Origin of the sequence: Sphingobacterium sp. UDSM-2020, assembly GCF_016132525.1 — a bacterium.
Lineage (GTDB): Bacteria > Bacteroidota > Bacteroidia > Sphingobacteriales > Sphingobacteriaceae > Sphingobacterium > Sphingobacterium anhuiense.
In genome coordinates, this window is record NZ_CP066166.1 from 237,175 (window position 1) to 254,817 (window position 17,643).

Annotated in this window: 16 protein-coding genes; 10 read left to right on the top strand and 6 right to left on the bottom strand. The window is 34.6% G+C overall.

Annotated elements, in window-relative coordinates; genetic code table 11:
• Positions 1 to 87 precede the first annotated feature (87 nt).
• Both JAZ75_RS01010 and JAZ75_RS01015 read right to left on the bottom strand, forming a co-directional pair.
• Positions 88 to 273, bottom strand: coding sequence for a hypothetical protein (locus tag JAZ75_RS01010; protein ID WP_208699779.1), 186 nt, complete (start codon positions 271 to 273; stop codon positions 88 to 90).
• A 333-nt stretch (positions 274 to 606) separates the two neighbouring features.
• Positions 607 to 1,365 carry a sulfatase-like hydrolase/transferase gene (locus tag JAZ75_RS01015; protein WP_208699780.1) on the bottom strand — a complete coding sequence of 253 codons (759 nt, stop codon included), beginning with the start codon at positions 1,363 to 1,365 and terminating at the stop codon, positions 607 to 609.
• A gap of 40 nt (positions 1,366 to 1,405) precedes the next feature.
• On the opposite strand from JAZ75_RS01015, the gene JAZ75_RS01020 reads away from it, so the two are divergent.
• On the top strand, positions 1,406 to 2,740 hold the full coding sequence (locus tag JAZ75_RS01020; RefSeq protein WP_208699782.1) for a mechanosensitive ion channel family protein: 1,335 nt from the start codon (positions 1,406 to 1,408) through the stop codon (positions 2,738 to 2,740).
• 264 nt (positions 2,741 to 3,004) lie between these two features.
• Positions 3,005 to 5,026, top strand: coding sequence for a BCCT family transporter (locus JAZ75_RS01025; RefSeq protein WP_208699784.1), 2,022 nt, complete (start codon positions 3,005 to 3,007; stop codon positions 5,024 to 5,026).
• Positions 5,027 to 5,181: 155 nt separating this feature from the next.
• On the opposite strand, the gene JAZ75_RS01030 is transcribed toward JAZ75_RS01025, so the two are convergent.
• A complete protein-coding gene (locus tag JAZ75_RS01030) occupies positions 5,182 to 6,477 on the bottom strand; it encodes a DUF389 domain-containing protein (RefSeq protein ID WP_208699786.1) in 1,296 nt (431 codons plus the stop codon).
• Positions 6,478 to 6,685: 208 nt separating this feature from the next.
• On the opposite strand from JAZ75_RS01030, the gene JAZ75_RS01035 reads away from it, so the two are divergent.
• Together JAZ75_RS01035 and JAZ75_RS01040 are read left to right on the top strand one after the other, a co-directional pair.
• The gene (locus JAZ75_RS01035; protein WP_346599801.1) at positions 6,686 to 8,083 is read left to right on the top strand and encodes a TrkH family potassium uptake protein; all 1,398 of its coding nucleotides are present in this window, start codon (positions 6,686 to 6,688) and stop codon (positions 8,081 to 8,083) included.
• A 3-nt stretch (positions 8,084 to 8,086) separates the two neighbouring features.
• Positions 8,087 to 8,770 (top strand): potassium channel family protein, encoded by a 684-nt coding sequence (locus JAZ75_RS01040; RefSeq protein ID WP_208699790.1) that lies wholly within the window; start codon positions 8,087 to 8,089, stop codon positions 8,768 to 8,770.
• Between the two features lie 63 nt (positions 8,771 to 8,833).
• Here JAZ75_RS01040 and glmM read toward each other — a convergent pair whose 3' ends face one another.
• On the bottom strand, positions 8,834 to 10,216 hold the full coding sequence (gene glmM / locus JAZ75_RS01045) for a phosphoglucosamine mutase (protein WP_021191171.1): 1,383 nt from the start codon (positions 10,214 to 10,216) through the stop codon (positions 8,834 to 8,836).
• Between the two features lie 203 nt (positions 10,217 to 10,419).
• On the opposite strand from glmM, the gene JAZ75_RS01050 reads away from it, so the two are divergent.
• Together JAZ75_RS01050 and JAZ75_RS01055 are read left to right on the top strand one after the other, a co-directional pair.
• Positions 10,420 to 11,004, top strand: a complete 585-nt coding sequence (locus JAZ75_RS01050; RefSeq protein ID WP_208699792.1) for a phosphatase PAP2 family protein — start codon at positions 10,420 to 10,422, stop codon at positions 11,002 to 11,004.
• Positions 11,001 to 11,819, top strand: coding sequence for a ZIP family metal transporter (locus tag JAZ75_RS01055; RefSeq protein WP_132772670.1), 819 nt, complete (start codon positions 11,001 to 11,003; stop codon positions 11,817 to 11,819). Before JAZ75_RS01050 ends, JAZ75_RS01055 begins: the two co-directional genes overlap by 4 nt.
• Here the strand turns inward: JAZ75_RS01055 and JAZ75_RS01060 are convergent.
• Entirely contained in the window at positions 11,816 to 12,292 is a 477-nt protein-coding gene (locus JAZ75_RS01060) for a MarR family winged helix-turn-helix transcriptional regulator (RefSeq protein WP_021191174.1), read from the bottom strand. The genes JAZ75_RS01055 and JAZ75_RS01060 overlap by 4 nt on opposite strands.
• A gap of 106 nt (positions 12,293 to 12,398) precedes the next feature.
• Here JAZ75_RS01060 and JAZ75_RS01065 point away from each other — a divergent pair, with 106 nt between their 5' ends.
• The 4 genes from JAZ75_RS01065 to JAZ75_RS01080 all read left to right on the top strand — a co-directional run bounded on the left by JAZ75_RS01065 (position 12,399) and on the right by JAZ75_RS01080 (position 16,621).
• Complete coding sequence (locus tag JAZ75_RS01065) at positions 12,399 to 12,638, top strand: ferrous iron transport protein A (protein WP_021191175.1); 240 nt, start codon at positions 12,399 to 12,401, stop codon at positions 12,636 to 12,638.
• Positions 12,639 to 14,738: a ferrous iron transport protein B gene (gene feoB / locus JAZ75_RS01070; protein WP_208699794.1), complete on the top strand. Its 2,100-nt coding sequence runs from the start codon at positions 12,639 to 12,641 to the stop codon at positions 14,736 to 14,738.
• Positions 14,739 to 14,744: 6 nt separating this feature from the next.
• Positions 14,745 to 14,912, top strand: coding sequence for a FeoB-associated Cys-rich membrane protein (locus JAZ75_RS01075; protein ID WP_021191178.1), 168 nt, complete (start codon positions 14,745 to 14,747; stop codon positions 14,910 to 14,912).
• Positions 14,913 to 15,193: 281 nt separating this feature from the next.
• Positions 15,194 to 16,621 (top strand): amino acid permease, encoded by a 1,428-nt coding sequence (locus JAZ75_RS01080; protein WP_132772666.1) that lies wholly within the window; start codon positions 15,194 to 15,196, stop codon positions 16,619 to 16,621.
• A gap of 161 nt (positions 16,622 to 16,782) precedes the next feature.
• Here JAZ75_RS01080 and JAZ75_RS01085 read toward each other — a convergent pair whose 3' ends face one another.
• Positions 16,783 to 17,640, bottom strand: a complete 858-nt coding sequence (locus JAZ75_RS01085) for an aminotransferase class IV (protein ID WP_208699796.1) — start codon at positions 17,638 to 17,640, stop codon at positions 16,783 to 16,785.
• Positions 17,641 to 17,643 lie beyond the last annotated feature (3 nt).

The window sequence follows — 17,643 nt, forward strand, 5'->3', positions numbered from 1 at the left end:
GTACAATAGACAGCGTCGACATTCTGCACTAGGAAACCTTACCATAGAGCAATTCAATAACAAAAAACAAAATCTTAAAAAAACTGCTTAACTAGTACTGCCGATTTTATTTGCAAGTCCAATGTCAGGTTTTTCTTGTTCCATATTTAGTATTGCATGTAAACTGTCGGTCTCAGTTATTACTTCTATATCAGAAAAGTCAAGCAGCACATTCTCTATGATTTCAACTATGCTTTGATTATCGTCGCACACAAAAACTTTTTTATCAATCATAACATAATGGTTTATACAACTAAAGTATAGAAATTACTTTAATTTTGGCATTATTGTAAAAAAATAATTAACAAAATATCAATAAAAACATCTTATTTAGAGATACCAATTTATTTTAAATTTGTTTGTATCATTATTATCCTTCGTTAAACTCGTAAAAAGTTATTATCTCAAAAAACACATTTTTCACATGTCATCATCTTTAATAGGAGAATAAATAATAATATTACCAATATTATAAAGTTGGTGATTAGTGTCTTCTTGGGAAATGTAATAAAAGACTCTCTATTCGATTTAACTCACCTTAGAGAGTACGAAAAGTAAGATCATATTTTACTTAGTCAGTTGAACAGGGACATCATTCGCCTGTAAACTTCCTGAAGTGGTTCTCCCCTCATCAATATATTTACCCATCAAAGCGGTCAGTTCTTTAACCACCAAAGGATATAAATCCACAACATTATGTGTTTCTGAAATGTCTCTATCTAAATCATATAATTGTATTTGGGGTAAATTTTGTTTTATTAAATCTTTTGTTGTTGGATAACTCCATCCACCGGAACCTGCTCCAAAAACCATTTTCCATCTACCCTTTCTGATTGAAAAAATACCCTCTCCAGAGTGATGAATAATATCCTTTCTTTTATATTCACCTTGGGACACTTCTTTCATCAAAGGGTACATACTGTAACTATCTTCGCCTTCGTTATCCTGCAATGGTGTACCGACTATCTCTGCACATGTCGCCATAAAATCGGCAAGACTAATGGTTTGATTTCTTATGCTGCGACCTGTTATAACTGCTGGCCACTTCATAATGAAAGGAACTCGATGTCCGCCCTCAAATATATCGTATTTGGTTCCTCTGTATTGATAACTTGGATGATATCCAAAATTTTCCAATTCTTTTAAACCTGCCGCTGGAGCAAAACCATTATCACTCGTAAAAATGATGAGTGTGTTCTTCTCAATCCCTTGTTTCTTCAATTCGGCCATAACGCGTCCTACGATCGAATCTGTCATCATAACAAAATCTGCATACTCATTTATTCCACTTTTACCTAAAAAATGAGATTTTTTAGAAGAGCTCAAAAATCCTTCTATTTATTTTTTTGTACATTTGTTTGTTAATATGCAAAAATCAAATAGTATTAACATTCACGGACAGACAACAAGTTCAATCTACCACTGGACATTTAACCTTGCTGAAACAATAGGATTACACGACAAGACAGCACATATTTTAAGTGCCACTTTTCTCATTATTGTAACCTTTATCTTCTTACTGTTATTAGATTATTTTCTACGTTTCTTTTTCAATTCAATCGTTACGCGGCTTATTAAAAAAAGTAAAACTAATTGGGATGATAAATTACTTCAAAATAAAGTTCAGATTCACTTAAGCCGTTTTATATTGATCGCAATTGCGCAGCAATTTCTACCCAACATCTTTATAGGCTTCCCATCTTTTATTGACATACTAACGAAACTTCTTGGTATTTTGATGATCTTCGCAATCTATGGTGTGGCTAATGCGCTGTTAAAAACTGTAAGAGATATACTTCGTTCATCTAAAGGTTTTATAGATAAACCTGTTGACAGTTACATTCAGGTGCTACAGATATTTTTGATATTTTTAGTTGGGACTCTTATTGTTTCTGTACTTACAGGAAATTCTCCGTGGTCATTTCTTGTTTCACTAGGAGCTGCCTCTGCTATTTTGATGCTGGTATTTAAGGATACCATTCTTGGTTTTGTAGCAAGTATACAGGTCTCTGCTAATGATTCGGTACGTGTTGGAGATTGGATAGAAATGCCTAAATATGGTGTTGATGGGGATATACTCCAAATAAATCTAAACAATGTACGCGTGCAGAACTGGGATAAGACAATTGTTACCATACCGACATATACCTTGCTGAGCGATTCCTTCAAAAACTATAGAGGTATGCAAGAAAGCGGAGGAAGAAGAATTAAAAGATCTATTTATATCAAAATATCCACCATTAGGTATCTCAGCGATGAAGAAATTCAGGAACTTAAAAAAATTGCACTTTTAACACCTTTTATTGAAAAAAGAGAAAGAGAAATAAAAGAATATAATACAAAAAACAAAATTGATCCCAAAGTTCTTGTAAATGGGAGAAGAATGACAAATATTGGTTTATTCAGGGCATATATTAAAGCCTATGCAATACAAAATCCAGATATTCACCAGGATCTAACCCTATTAGTGCGTCAGCTGGCGCCAAATGAATATGGACTTCCTTTGGAATTGTATATGTTTACTAAAGGAACACAATGGTCATTTTTTGAGGATACGATGTCTGATATTTTTGATCATTTATTTGCGGCTATTAAATCTTTTGACCTAGAAGTATTTGAACTGCCTGCATCTGATGATATTCGGACGCATCTAAATCACCAACATGTGCCATCAATGTTAAAGCACTGGAATATACGATAGCATTTCTTTAATCTGGGAGCTAAAAAATATTCAATTCGTTTGTGATATCTATTTTTAAAAAAATTCTGCTTCGCAAAAGATCAATTTTATAAATTCTGAAAAAGAATGAAAACATATTTGGAGTGATTCCGTTCTAGTATTATGATTTCTTAATAAGAAGAAATGCCCTACTAATAGCACTTAATATTAAAAAAAAAGACGATTTAAAAACATTTTATTTCAAATACATAATCCTATAGCGATGAATCTTAAAATTAAACTTTTATGAAATTAACTAATCTCATAAAGCTAAAGAGCAGCTTTGTTTCTGGTATTATTTTCCCCAGTCTCATCTTTATATTTGGTATTACTTTTTTATCTTGCTTTTTTCCGGTGAGAGCAAATTACTACCTGAATATCCTAAAAACTTTTTTATTTGAAAATATGAACTGGCTCTATGTCATGGTTGTGACTATTTTTGTACTCTTCCTACTTTTTCTAATATTCAGTAAATATGGAAGCATAAGATTAGGTGCCAATGACACGAAACCTGAGTTCTCTTTTTTCTCATGGATATCCATGTTATTTGCGGCAGGAATGGGTATTGGACTAATGTACTTCAGTGTCGCTGAACCGATGTCCCACTACACAGATCCCTCGGTAGCTGGACTAACGTCCACTGCACGTGCTAAAGACGCTCAATTATACACATTTTTCCATTGGGGTATACATGCCTGGGCAATATATGGCGTCGTAGGACTTTCACTCGCTTATTTCACGTATCGGTATAAACTACCCTTATCATTAAGAAGTTGTTTTTATCCGATACTAAAAGACAAAATACAAGGTCGCGCTGGCGATATTGTTGATATGTTTGCTTTGTGCAGCACTTTCTTTGGTATTACAACCACATTGGGTTTTGGTGTGGTGCAGCTCAGTGCCGGCTTAGTACATCTGGGAATAATTCCAGAAAGTAATTTTATGTATCAGGTTATCATCGTCATCGTCATCATGACCATCGCCATTCTTTCGGCTACATCTGGAGTAACAAAAGGTGTTAAAATATTAAGTCAAATTAACATAATAGCGGCATTGGCCCTGATGTTATTTGTTCTTATTTTAGGTCCGACTACTTTTTTGTTGGGAACATTTTCTGAAGGTTTAGGTGAATATATCAATGCCTTTTTTCATCTCACATTTAATACCCATGCACATGAACCCGAGCGTCAGCAATGGTTCTTCAACTGGACTATACTCTATTGGGCCTGGTGGATCTCCTGGTCTCCATATGTAGGTTTATTTATTGCTAAAATATCCAAAGGAAGGACAATAAGGGAATTTATCAGTGCTGTGCTCATCATACCTTCAGTATTTAACTTTATGTGGATGACTATATTCGGGAATAGTGCCATATGGATGGATCAACACCAAGCTCATGGTGCTCTTAGCGCCATAGTTGCTAATACTGATGTACTTCTTTTCAAATTTTTTGAATTCTTCCCGCTACAACAGCTAACAAATATACTTTCCATTTTTATAATTTTCATCTTCTTTGTAACATCAGCCGATTCTGGAATATATGTGATGAACAGTATTTCTACAAACAATGCCTCAAAATCGCCTAAATGGCAATTTATATTCTGGGGAGTGTTATTGGCCATACTTGCTTTGGTACTTTTAAATGCTGGGGGACTAAAATCTTTGCAAACAATGACTTTGATCACAGCACTTCCCTTTTCTATTATTATGTTATTGTTTTGTTACTGTCTCATGCAAGCACTCACCATAGACACTGAATATCATGCACGTGAATTTTCACACTCCACAAACAATTGGTCAGGTGAATATTGGAAAGAGCGCTTAGGACGTATTCTGTCCTACAAAGATCGAAATACAACAGATGCATACTTAAAAAACACAGTGTTTCCTGCTTTTCAGGAACTTGCTGAAGAGTTTGGATCTAAAGGGATAATTGCTACTGTAAATTTAAAATCTGAAAGCCCATCATCTGTTGAAATCGAAATCAAGCACGATGCTATGACTGATTTTCGATATGGCGTAAAAAGTCAACTCGAAAAAATATCAGACTTTTTACGTAAGGAAGAAAACGCACCCGATATTGGTACAATGAAAACACATGTACCCATGACTTATTTTGGTGACGAACGCGAGGGGTATGACATTCAGTATTTTACTAAAAATGAAATCATTAGTGATGTACTGAAACAGTATGAACGATTTTTATCCCTATCATCTGATGAGAAAAATGCAATATTCATAGGTAGTAATTTAAAAGATCAAGGTTAATATGTATAATCAATCTGCTAAATAACTAACAGATTGAGAAAAGAAGAATATCAATTATTTTAATCCGAACGTTATTGATAGAAATACTTCGAATTCTATTACAAATAGCAAAAAACGGAATGGTTTAAATTAATTCTTAACCATTCCGTTTTTTGCTATTCACCTTTCAAAATCTTGATATCAGATCCAGCAAGCTTAATATTCAACCAATCTCTCAGCTTAGAAAGTTCTTTATTGTCCATTTTTTCTTTCCCACTGTAGAACAAAACCGTTTCCATCTTGGTACTATCTACTGTGTTTACTGTTAATTGCTTTCCTATAGAAAAAGGTGTTAGCGTTGGAAATAATGTTGTAATTTCTTTAATTAACTCCTGATCATCAAACTTATATGTGATCAGTTCCTTTCGAAGATTTTGAATAGCAATATCTTTTTCAGACACATTTTCTGAACGTCTACTGATTTCTGCCAAGATATCCCGCTTTAAATCAGTACTATCCTGACGAATAAACAATTCTGTATTATCGATATTATATAGCAAGAGTTTACTTTTCAAATCAATCAACTCAGATTTTGAAAATTTCTTATCCAAAAAAGCTAATTCGATTTTTTTAGGGTTTTGATTAAACTTAGTTTTTTCGTAAATCAGAGTATACCCATTTTGTACAAGTTCATTTTGAATAAACTTATTCACTTGCTGCGTGAATTTTTTCTCCTGCAGTAAAGCATATGCTAAATAAAAACTCGGTACAATCATCACTAGAATTAATAGAGTAATCGTCCTTGTGATGCGCTTTTTCTTTCCTTCATTTAAAAAGCTTACGCTTGGGTATTTCAAAAATTTGACAATAAGAAAAGTCGATATACAAATAAAGAAGCAATTGATCATATAGAGATACATAGCACCTCCGAAATAAGACAGGCTTCCAATGGCTAAGCCATAACCTGCGGTGCAGAGCGGCGGCATTAATGCCGTAGCTATAGCTACACCAGGGATGGGATTACCCTTCTCCACTCGAGTGATGGCTATCACACCAACCATACCTCCAAAAAATGCGATCAGCACATCATATATATTTGGTGATGTTCGGGCTAATAATTCCGATTGGGCCTCTTTAAAAGGACTTAGTGAAAAATATAAAAAGGAAACAAATAAACTGACCAGTGTGGCAATCAAGAGATTTTTTAGAGATTTTTTTAATAATCCAAAATCGTAAGTTCCTAAAGCAAAACCGGCTCCGACTATAGGTCCCATAAGTGGCGATATTAACATAGCACCTATAATAACAGCAGTGGAATTGACATTCAAGCCCACAGAGGCAATTACAATAGCACAAGCTAATATCCATAAATTCGCGCCGCGAAATGAAATATTGGCGATCACATTCTCTAATACTTTTTCCTTTTGATCCTCTCCCTGATGCAGATTTAAAAAATCATTTAGCTTGCTCAAATTATAATCTTTTTATGTTTGTGACTAAATTCTAAAAATAGATCTAGACGATGACAAGATACTACAATATCTAAACATTAGAGATATTTAAAATAACAATACTATTTAATAAAAAATTATCCAACTTGATTTTTTTATTAAACAGAAAATAATATGCATTTAGCCTAATTTTTTTAAATTTGCTCAGCATTTTCACCAAATTTATGAAATGAAGTATTTACAGTTTAATAGATCCTCAATAAGTCCAACACAACTATTTATTCTTAGTTTTATGTTATTGATATTGTTAGGAACAATATTACTTCAACTACCTATCTCTTTAAATAAAGACCTCTCGATTGTTGATGCATTATTTACATCAACGAGTGCTGTATGCGTAACGGGTTTGGTTGTTGTAAACACAAATACTCATTTTACTTTATTTGGTCAGACGGTAATCATGATACTTATTCAAGCCGGTGGTCTTGGTATATTAACCTTTTCGAGTTACTTTAGCTATTTCTTTAAGGGGGGCTCCAGTTATGAACACCAGCTGGCAACTAAAGATTATATGAATGCGGAAAAAGTAGGTGAAGTTTTTATCATGTTAAAGCGCATTTTACTCATTACATTGATCGTAGAAGCATTTGGTGCATTGATGATCTACTTATCACTTAATGCTAAATTAATCCCCAATTGGGAAGAACGAATATTTTTCGCAGTCTTTCATGCGATCTCTTCTTTTTGTAATGCTGGTTTTTCAACACTGCCAAATGGACTGATGGAAGAAACTTATGTAAATAATTATAATTTACAGTTGATCATCATATTATTATTTGTTTTTGGAGGACTAGGGTTTCCGATAGTGATCAATGTGCTTAAATACTTTAAACATATAGCAAATAGATTGATGATGCGGCTGACAAAAAGAAAACAGGATAACTATACAGCCCGAGTTCTCAGTATTAATAGTAAAGTTAACCTGATCACCACATTTTCCCTTATTGTTATTGCAACAATTATACTTTTTTTCAAGGAGTATCATAATACCCTTGCTTCACATGAAGGAATAGGCAAATTCATTACTGCTCTTTTTACGGCTACCACTCCACGAACTGCGGGATATAATTCTATTAATTTTCATGAATTGCACTTTTCTTCAACTATACTGATCATCTTGTTAATGTGGATCGGAGCCTCACCAAATTCAACAGGTGGTGGTATCAAGACGAGCACTTTTTCATTGGCTATTTTTAACTTTATTTCACTTGCGAAAGGAAAAGAACATATAGAGGTTTTTAAACGCGAAATCTCTGAACGTACTATCCGAAGAGCATTTGCCGCAATGACGTTATCTTTATTGGTCATTGGCTTGGGCGTATTTTTAATAACAACTTTTGACCCAAAAATGAGTTTACTTGATATTGCATTTGAATGTTTTTCTGCTTACAGTACAGTAGGTTTAACACTCGGTATTACTGAAGACCTCAGTACAGGGAGTAAATTGGTTATTATCATCATCATGTTTATTGGACGGGTAACAATGCTGTCAATATTGGTATCACTATTCAAAAAAATTAAATTTACTAATTACCGTTATCCAACGGAAGAAATGACTATAATATAAAATATGAAATTTATCGTAATAGGGCTAGGTAGTTTTGGGGCTTCCCTCGCTGAGAAATTAACAGCTCAAGGAAATGAAGTTATGGGCGTGGACAACCGTATGGAAAAAGTAAATATGCTCAAAGACAAGATTACGCATACTATATGTATTGATGCTACAGATGAGGCAGCATTTATGAGTCTTCCGCTTAAAAACACAGATACAGTTATTGTAGCAATAGGTGAAAATGAAGGTGCCAACATTATGGCTACTGCTTTATGTAAAAACCACTTTGTAAAACGGTTGATCAGTAGGGCAATCAATTCGCTACATGAAAAGGTTCTACTAGCTATTGGTGTAAACGAAATTGTACACCCGGAGCAAGAAACTGCCGAACGATGGTCAAAAAAACTTTGTCTTAATGGGTTATTAGAGTCTTTTGAACTGAATGACAATTATAGCATTATAGAGGCAGTTGTACCCAATAAATATGTTGGGAAAAATCTACTGGAGATTGGATTTAGAGAAAAGTTCAATATTTTGGTTCTTACCATTTTGAAGAAGACAGAGCAAAGAAATATTTTCGGAACAAATAGAATGGTTGCCACTGTGCTTCAAGGAATACCGAACCCAAAAACAGTAATTCAAGAGGGAGACATATTGGCACTTTATGGTAGTAATTTAGATCTGAAAGATTTTCTAAAATAACGTACTCTAAAATCAATAAAAAAGAGAGCCTAAATATTTAGGCTCTCTCTAGTTTGCTAGTGATTACTTAATAATTTCTTCGATCTCAGCTATTATTTTTTGTGCAATTGCTTCTGCGGCTTCAGCTGTAGGACCTTCAGAATAGATACGAATAATCGGCTCTGTATTTGATTTGCGTAAGTGAACCCACTCATTTTCAAAATCAATCTTCAATCCATCAATAGTTGAATGCTCTTCATGCTTATATTTTGCTTCCATTTTTGCTAAAAGATCATCAATGTCCAATTCTGGAGTTAATGTGATTTTATTCTTAGACATAAAATATTGTGGCAATTCGGCTCTATATGCAGATACCTTTTTACCCAACTTTGCTAAATGTGTTAAAAATATGGCTACACCAACCAGTGAATCGCGACCGTAGTGTGATGCCGGGTAAATTACACCGCCATTACCCTCACCACCGATAACGGCATTAACTTCTTTCATTTTTGTCACTACATTCACTTCACCAACTGCGGCCGCAAAATATTGACCTCCATGTTTAACAGTTACATCGCGCAATGCTCTTGTTGAAGATAAATTAGAAACTGTATTTCCTTTTGTATGTTGCAAAATATAATCTGATACTGCTACCAAGGTATATTCTTCACCAAATAAATCACCATCTTCCATCATGAAAACCAAACGGTCAACATCAGGATCTACTGCAATACCTAAATCAGCTCCATTTTCCAATACTGCCTTAGAAAGATCTGTAAGATTTTCTTTTAGCGGTTCCGGGTTATGTTGAAATTTACCATCAGGCTCACAATGAATTTTATAAATTGTTTCTACTCCTAGTGCTTCTAACAAAGCAGGAATGAACAAACCTCCTGTGCTATTAACGGCATCCACTGCAATTTTGAAATTTGCATTTTTAACAGCTTCTACATCTACCAGATCCAACGCTAAAACATCATCAATATGTTTCTGCATGTAGCTTGTGTCTTTATGAACTGTTCCCAAATCTTCGAATTCTGAAAAATCAAAATCTAAGCTTTCACCTAATGCCAGTACTTGCTTACCTTCGGCGTCATTGATAAATTCACCTTTAGCATTTAATAATTTTAAAGCATTCCATTGACCTGGATTATGAGACGCTGTTAGGATGATGCCGCCACCAGCATTTTCTTTAGGAACCGCAATCTCAACTGTAGGAGTTGTGGATAAGCCTAAATCAATCACATCTACACCAATACTCTGTAAAGTACCAATAACCAAATTACTGACCATTTCACCGGAAACTCGTGCATCACGACCAACAACAATCTTGTTAATTCCAGTCTGATTCACAATGATCTTACCATAAGCTGCCGTGAACTTCACGATATCGATAGGTGTCAACCCTTCTCCAGAACGACCACCAATGGTACCTCTAATACCAGATATTGATTTAATTAAAGTCATGTTAAATTACGTTTATTCCGTAAAAATAAAACAATAGTCCAAATATTTATAATAAAGCGTTTCCTTTTCTGAAATAATTAACATACTTTTGTTGCAACATTGTTTCTTTTACATATATATCCGCATCAAATTGAAATTATTTATACATTTGGATTCAGATCACGAAGAACTGTTATCAAATAATTTCACTTTAATACAGCAACATGATTGACCAAATAGTACATATTGATCAAGAAATTTTTTTAGCCATTAATCAGGGATTAAGTAATCCGGTATTTGACTGGCTACTTCCAATTTTAAGAAATCCATATACTTGGGCTCCTTTATACCTCTTTTTAGTTATTTTCTTTATTAAAACATATGGTAAAACGGGCATCCTGATTGTTGTTATGACATTAGCTACATTCGGAGCTTCTGATGCAGTCTCTTCTCACTTTATCAAGAAATCAGTTAAACGGGTTCGTCCTTGCAATGATATCGTATTTAAAGAAGAGGTCAATATCCGTGTGAGATGTGGTTCAGGATTTAGCTTTACCTCTTCTCATGCCACCAATCATTTTGCTTTAGCATTTTTCTGGATCGCATTATTCAGAAGAAAATGGAAGCATGCGATGTGGTTATGTATCACATGGGCAACATTAATTTCTGTTTCACAGATATACGTGGGTGTTCACTATCCGTTTGATATCTTATGTGGAGCAATTTTAGGGATACTGATCGGTATGGCAACCGGATATATCTTTAAGAAACTAAAACCAGAATTCTTTAATCCCGTTATAGCGAAATGAGCGCAATCATCTTAGTAAGTATTCTTTTTTTCTCTGCATTAGCAAGTGGTTTAGCAGTGTTCTTTGTAAAAAGAAACAATACGAATTTACTTAAATTAATTCTATCATTTAGTGGTGCCTATCTGTTTGCCATCACGGTACTGCATTTAATACCGCATGTCTATCAGACACGTACTACAGATGCAGAAATTTTAGGAATATATGTATTAGGAGGATTCTTATTCCAACTGGTGCTAGAACAGTTCTCGCAAGGAATCGAACATGGACATCTTCATCATGAAGAAGGCCATCATCATGCTTTTCCTATGGGAATTATGATCAGTTTATGTTTACATGCATTTTTGGAAGGGATGCCTTTAGCTGCTACCCATCAAACAGAGCTGGTTTTTGGAATAGCAATCCACCATATACCTGCTGCATTTGCATTAGGAAGTTTATTGATCAGTACACATCTTTCTAAAAAGAGTATTACGACACTGTTAATTGTTTTTGCTGCGATGACACCTCTGGGATTTTCTTTCAGTAAAGCAATAAGTACCGGTGAAATTGGTAATATTCAACAGTATTTTGATAAAATAATGGCTGTTGTCATCGGTATATTCCTACACATATCGACAACAATATTATTTGAATCTGGCTCAGCAGATCATCATAAATTCAATAAAAAGAAAATGATAGCCGTATTTGTCGGTGTTGCAATTGCTTTGATGAATTTTTTATTTGATGGCCACGGTCACAGCCATTCTTCTTCGGAGGATACACAAGAGATCAATCATGATGGTCATGACCACAGCCATGACCATCATGATCACTAATTAGTTTTGGTTTCAGGTTCTAAACTTCCTCGAAATTTATCCAAGAGTTCATTTAATTGGGTACATTCAGCTTCCGATAGATGATTCGGGAGAATATCACTCAGAAGCATTTCTTGTTCTAGTTCTTCGAGGATTTTAAGCCCTAATTCTGTTATTAATAAGTTGACTGCACGTTTATCTTCATTTGACTTACAGCGATCGACTAGTCCTTTTAGAACCAATCGGTCTATCAACCTCGAAATATCAGGCGTATTCGTCAGCATTCTAGATTTTATCAAATTATTAGTAACCGGTTTCGGAAATTGTCCCCGCAATATCCGTAGCACATTGAATTGACGTAATGTAATTTGCTTTTGTTCTGCCCTCTTCTCCAAAACTGCAGTTACCCAATTACTTGTGTACAATAGGTTAACAGTGGCTCGTTGCCACTCCGTACTAAATTTTTTCACTTGTATGGCTTCATCAATTTTCATAATTTAAATATATCACATATTTATCATAAATGCATAAGAATTACATTAGAATCATTCTAAATCAGATAAAATTCATATATTTGAAAATTACATATTAAGAGAAATAATGCGCGATAAATCTAGTTTAGACAAGCTTAAAAAGGGACAAAAAGCTATAATAGTTGATTTGAATTCGAATGACATTCCCGCTAAATTTTATGAAATGGGATTCCTTCCCGGAACCGAAATTGAAGTCAAACATATTGCCCCTTTAAACGGTCCAATCTGTCTAAATATAATTGCTAGTAACTCATTGATTGCTATCAGAAAGTCTGAAGCCAAAGTAATCATTATCGATCCAAAATAAATGAACAATCCTATTATTGCACTTTTGGGGAATCCAAATGTGGGTAAAACATCGCTGTTTAATCGTATTACGAAACTCAATCAGAAAGTTGGAAATTATCCCGGTATCACCGTTGAGAAACGCGAAGGCTCGTTAACGGCAAACAATAAAACATATAAAATCATTGATTTACCCGGTACTTACACCTTATTTCCAAACTCTTTGGATGAAGAAGTTGTATTCAATATACTTGTCGATCAACAACACAAGCTTAAACCAAATTTAATTGTTGTTGTCGGTGAACCGTCCAACTTAAAGAGATCAATTATTCTCTATCAACAAGCGCGAGAGCTTGGATTACCGGCCATTTTTGTCATCAATATGATTGATGAAGCAACGACAAAAGGTATTCAAATTGATATTCCAAAATTGGAGTCCCTATTAAAGACTAAAGTTTTTTTAACAAATGCACGTAATGGTGAGGGGATTGACAAATTGATCAAAGCTTTTGATTCAATTCCACCACTATATATTGGAAACTTTAGTATTCCCGCACAATATGTTACACCTGTTGAGGAAGCAAAAAAACTATTCCCTCTGGAACACGAGTACAATACATGGCAGTATTTAGCAAAAGGTAACGTAGAATTTCTATCGGAGGAAAAAAATAATGCTCTAGAAAGTATTAGAAAACAGCATAATCTAACTCCACAGGTATTACAAAAAGAAGAATCCATTCAGCGTAATAAGAATTTAGAACATGCATTAAGTACAATCGTATCAAAAGATATCGATTCGAAAAGTGTTACGAATGGTATTGATAAAATCTTACTACACCCTATTTTAGGTTATCTGATTTTCTTTGGGGTGCTGTTTTTGATATTCCAGGGTATTTATAACTGGTCTGGACCAGCCATGGATTTCATTGATACGCAATTTGCCGATTTAGCGGCTTATGTGCAGAGTGTCTTACCAGCAGGACCACTTCCAGATCTATTATCCAATGGTATTATTAAGGGAATTGGCGGTATCGTTATTTTTGTTCCCCAAATTGTGATCTTATATATTTTTATATCATTGATGGAAGAAACAGGCTATATGAGCCGTGTAGTATTCTTAATGGACCGTTGGTTAAGACCTTTTGGACTTAATGGTAAATCAGTCATTCCATTGATCTCAGGTGTCGCTTGTGCTGTTCCTGCTGTAATGTCTGCACGAAACATTGAAAATAGTAAAGAACGTCTGGTAACGATGTTAGTAACACCGTTTATGACCTGTTCTGCACGATTACCAATTTACATTGTAATCATTGGTTTAGTCATTCCTGACACTAAATTTCTTGGGTTCAATATTCAGGGTATTATCTTATTTGCGCTTTATATTTTGGGCATTTTAGCGGCTCTTGGTTCAGCATGGTTATTGAATAAAATTATTAAGACCAAACATAAATCTTTCTTAATTTTCGAATTACCAACTTATAAATTCCCGGACTGGAAAAATTTATTTTTAAATGTTTGGGACAAATCATCCAGTTTCGTTTTTGGCGCAGGTAAAATCATCTTAGCCATATCTGTCATACTTTGGGCGCTTGGAAGTTTTGGTCCTGGTGATAAATTTAAAAATGCAGAAGAAATTGTAACGCAGAATAATCCGTCGCTATCGCAAGAAGATCTCGATCATGAAATATCTTCTTATAAGGTGGAACACTCCTATTTAGGATATCTGGGCATGGTAATTGAGCCTATTGTAGAACCATTGGGGTATGATTGGAAAATGGGAATTGGCTTGATATCATCATTTGCAGCGCGTGAGGTCTTTGTTGGAACAATGGCTACAGTTTATAGCATTGGTGATGATGCAGATATTGAAGATGATGCTTCTAAAAGAACAATCTTAAGTAAAATGAGAGCTGAGGTAAACAGAAATACAGGTTTACCTGCCTATAATCTTGCTTCAGGTGTTTCCCTTCTACTATTTTATGCTTTCGCAATGCAATGTATGAGTACAATAGCAATTGTAAAAAAAGAAACAGCATCTTGGAAATGGACTTTAATTCAAGTAGGATTTATGACAGGCTTAGCTTATATAGCAGCTTTAATCGCCTATCAGGCATTAAAATAAAATATTATGACGAATTTAACTATTCAATACATCATCGTTGGAGTAATCATTATCGCAGCGGTAATCTACTTTTCAAAAACGATGCGTGCTTCATTCAAAGGTAAAAAAAGTTGTGGTAAAGGTTGTGGCTGTGATATGACGCAACCGAAAGTTCAACAAAAAAATAATCTGTAATCACATTCAAATTAGAGATCATTCTTTAGTATAATATATACTGAGGATTAAAAATAAAAACCGTTGTCATGTTCGATGTCAACGGTTTTTGTATTCCATTCGGAGCTGAAATAGAAAAGTTATTTTTGTTGCTAAATAATAAAAAATTACCTTTCAGCTTTCATTACTTGCTATTAGCTTGTATTAACATCAATACAATGCCGAATTATTGATAGATAAAAACTATATTAGTCCTATCTAATGATATCAGCCCGTATATTAACTTTATAAAAAACAATTACGTGGATCAAAATCCAAAACAAAATAACGAATTAAAAAGAGGTCTACAGAATAGACACATTCAACTGATTGCTTTAGGCGGTGCTATTGGAACAGGCCTATTTTTAGGTATCGGTAAGGCTGCTATTTTAGCGGGCCCATCTGTGATATTGGGCTATGCTTTAGCAGGAATCATTGCTTTCTTTATCATGCGCCAATTGGGCGAAATGGTTGTAGAGGAACCCGTCTCTGGGAGCTTTAGCTTTTTTGCCAATAAATACTTAGGATCTTTTGCAGGTTATGCTTCAGGATGGAATTATTGGGTCTTGTACATATTGGTAAGCATGGCAGAGCTAACTGCTATCGGTGTTTATGTGCAGTTTTGGTGGCCTGAAATACCACTCTGGACTTCCAGTCTGTTTTTCTTTTTTATCATTAATGGGCTAAACCTAGCTTCTGTAAAAGTTTACGGAGAGGCCGAGTTCTGGTTTTCTATCGTAAAGGTAGCCGCGATTATAGCCATGATTTTGTTTGGTTCTTATTTGCTTATCAGTGGTACAGGCAGCCCACAATCTTCGATCAGTAATCTTTATAATGACGGTGGATTTTTCCCAAAAGGCTGGCTATCCCAAAGCAGTAATGGTACGTACGAAGGTCTACTTGCCGCGATCGCTTTGATTATGTTTTCTTTTGGTGGCTTAGAATTAGTCGGCATCACCGCCGCAGAGGCCGAAAACCCTGAAAAAAATATACCCAAAGCGACAAATCAGGTGATCTATAGAATTCTTATTTTTTATGTTGGCGCCCTTATTGTTTTGTTCTCACTATCGCCTTGGCAACAGATTACGGCAGATACAAGTCCTTTTGTAACGGTGTTTGACTCTTTGAAAAGTTTTCAGTTTACCCTATTTGGTAAAACCATCTACGCAACAAGCTTAATTGCCAATGTGTTAAATCTAATCGTACTAACGGCAGCATTATCCGTTTATAACAGTAGTGTCTACAGCAATAGCCGTATGCTATATGGTTTAGCAAGTCAGGGCAATGCCCCGAAGTTTCTAAACAAATTAAGTAAGAACCATGTTCCTGTCAATGCCATCTTAGTTTCGGCATTATTTGCAGCTATCTGTGTTGTTATTAATAAAATTATGCCCCAGGATGCATTAGAAATATTAATGTCGTTAGTTGTTTCTTCGCTCATTATTAATTGGGTCATGATCACCGTAACGCACTTCTACTTTAAAAAGGATAAAGTCCGTAGGCATATAAAAACAAAATTTCCATCTTTTCTCTTTCCGATCAGTAATTACATCTGTATTTTATTTTTAGTAGCCGTATTGGTCATCATGTGGATAACAGGAATGAAAGTACCTGTTGAACTAATTCCGATATGGATGGTCCTTCTTTATTTATCTTATCTTTTAGTGAAAAGAAACAAATCCAAACAATAAAAATATAGCGTTCATACTTTTGAACGCTTTACTTGTTTAAGATGTATAGGAATGATTCCCAAATTGATCACCACTCTCTTCAATTGTAATCATCACATAAATAAAAAAGCTTCTAAACGGTAATACCGTTTAGAAGCTTTTTATTAAATTTCTACTTTACTTTATTCAGGATCGTTATAATTCCAGTTTTGTAATTTATTCTGCAATATTCTGGAAATTTTATTGAAATATCTTTTTTGTTTATAACCCATGACCCATTGTACCCCTTGAACAGCGTTCGTGAGAAATATCTCTTCTGCTTCTTTCATGATCTGTGGGCTTATCTGAGCTTCTACCACCTCTATTCCTTCATCAATGGCCATGTCGATCACAACACGTCTCATAACACCTTCAATACAGCCTTCTGAAAGAGCAGGTGTATATAACGTTTTCTCGTAATGAACAAATATATTTGAACTCAATGCTTCGCATAAAAATCCTTCTTGATTCAATAATAAAACATCATCAAAACCCATTTTTTTCTTGTGAATTCCAGCTAAAACATAAATTTGAGAATTTAGTGATTTAATTTTTGATAAATCACTAAATGGTTTTTTATACTCGGTATACAAATCAACAATTAAACCTACTTTTTTATCCTTCAGATTAGGTTCAGGTTTCGCAACCTGAAACACGTACGAAGGTTTATTTGAATGTGGACTGTACAAACCGCCCCCATTTCTAAAAACAGTTAAGCGTATCCGGACAAGCTGACCGACCATATTATTTTTCCGTATCAGTTCCTCTACTTTAGAACGAAAGAAAAATTCATCATAAAGATTTGTATCTTCCAAATGTAAAGCGAGCATCCCTTTTTGCAACCTTTCCATATGGAAAGCTAGGAATCTGATCTCACCATCTTTAAACAGCATCGTTTCAAACAAGCCGTCGCCATAACGTACTGCCCTATTCTCAATAGAGAATATCTCTTGTTCTTCAGGTAAAATATTACCGTTAAAATTGATATATGTTGTTGGCATTTA

Coding starts and splice junctions, on each gene's coding strand:
- JAZ75_RS01085 (WP_208699796.1), bottom strand. CDS start 17,640: ATGCCAACAACATATATCAATTTTAACGGTAATATTTTACCTGAAGAA.
- JAZ75_RS01035 (WP_346599801.1), top strand. CDS start 6,686: ATGAAGTATTTACAGTTTAATAGATCCTCAATAAGTCCAACACAACTA.
- JAZ75_RS01065 (WP_021191175.1), top strand. CDS start 12,399: ATGCGCGATAAATCTAGTTTAGACAAGCTTAAAAAGGGACAAAAAGCT.
- glmM (WP_021191171.1), bottom strand. CDS start 10,216: ATGACTTTAATTAAATCAATATCTGGTATTAGAGGTACCATTGGTGGT.
- JAZ75_RS01075 (WP_021191178.1), top strand. CDS start 14,745: ATGACGAATTTAACTATTCAATACATCATCGTTGGAGTAATCATTATC.
- JAZ75_RS01040 (WP_208699790.1), top strand. CDS start 8,087: ATGAAATTTATCGTAATAGGGCTAGGTAGTTTTGGGGCTTCCCTCGCT.
- JAZ75_RS01050 (WP_208699792.1), top strand. CDS start 10,420: ATGATTGACCAAATAGTACATATTGATCAAGAAATTTTTTTAGCCATT.
- JAZ75_RS01010 (WP_208699779.1), bottom strand. CDS start 273: ATGATTGATAAAAAAGTTTTTGTGTGCGACGATAATCAAAGCATAGTT.
- JAZ75_RS01020 (WP_208699782.1), top strand. CDS start 1,406: ATGCAAAAATCAAATAGTATTAACATTCACGGACAGACAACAAGTTCA.
- JAZ75_RS01060 (WP_021191174.1), bottom strand. CDS start 12,292: ATGAAAATTGATGAAGCCATACAAGTGAAAAAATTTAGTACGGAGTGG.
- JAZ75_RS01025 (WP_208699784.1), top strand. CDS start 3,005: ATGAAATTAACTAATCTCATAAAGCTAAAGAGCAGCTTTGTTTCTGGT.
- JAZ75_RS01055 (WP_132772670.1), top strand. CDS start 11,001: ATGAGCGCAATCATCTTAGTAAGTATTCTTTTTTTCTCTGCATTAGCA.
- feoB (WP_208699794.1), top strand. CDS start 12,639: ATGAACAATCCTATTATTGCACTTTTGGGGAATCCAAATGTGGGTAAA.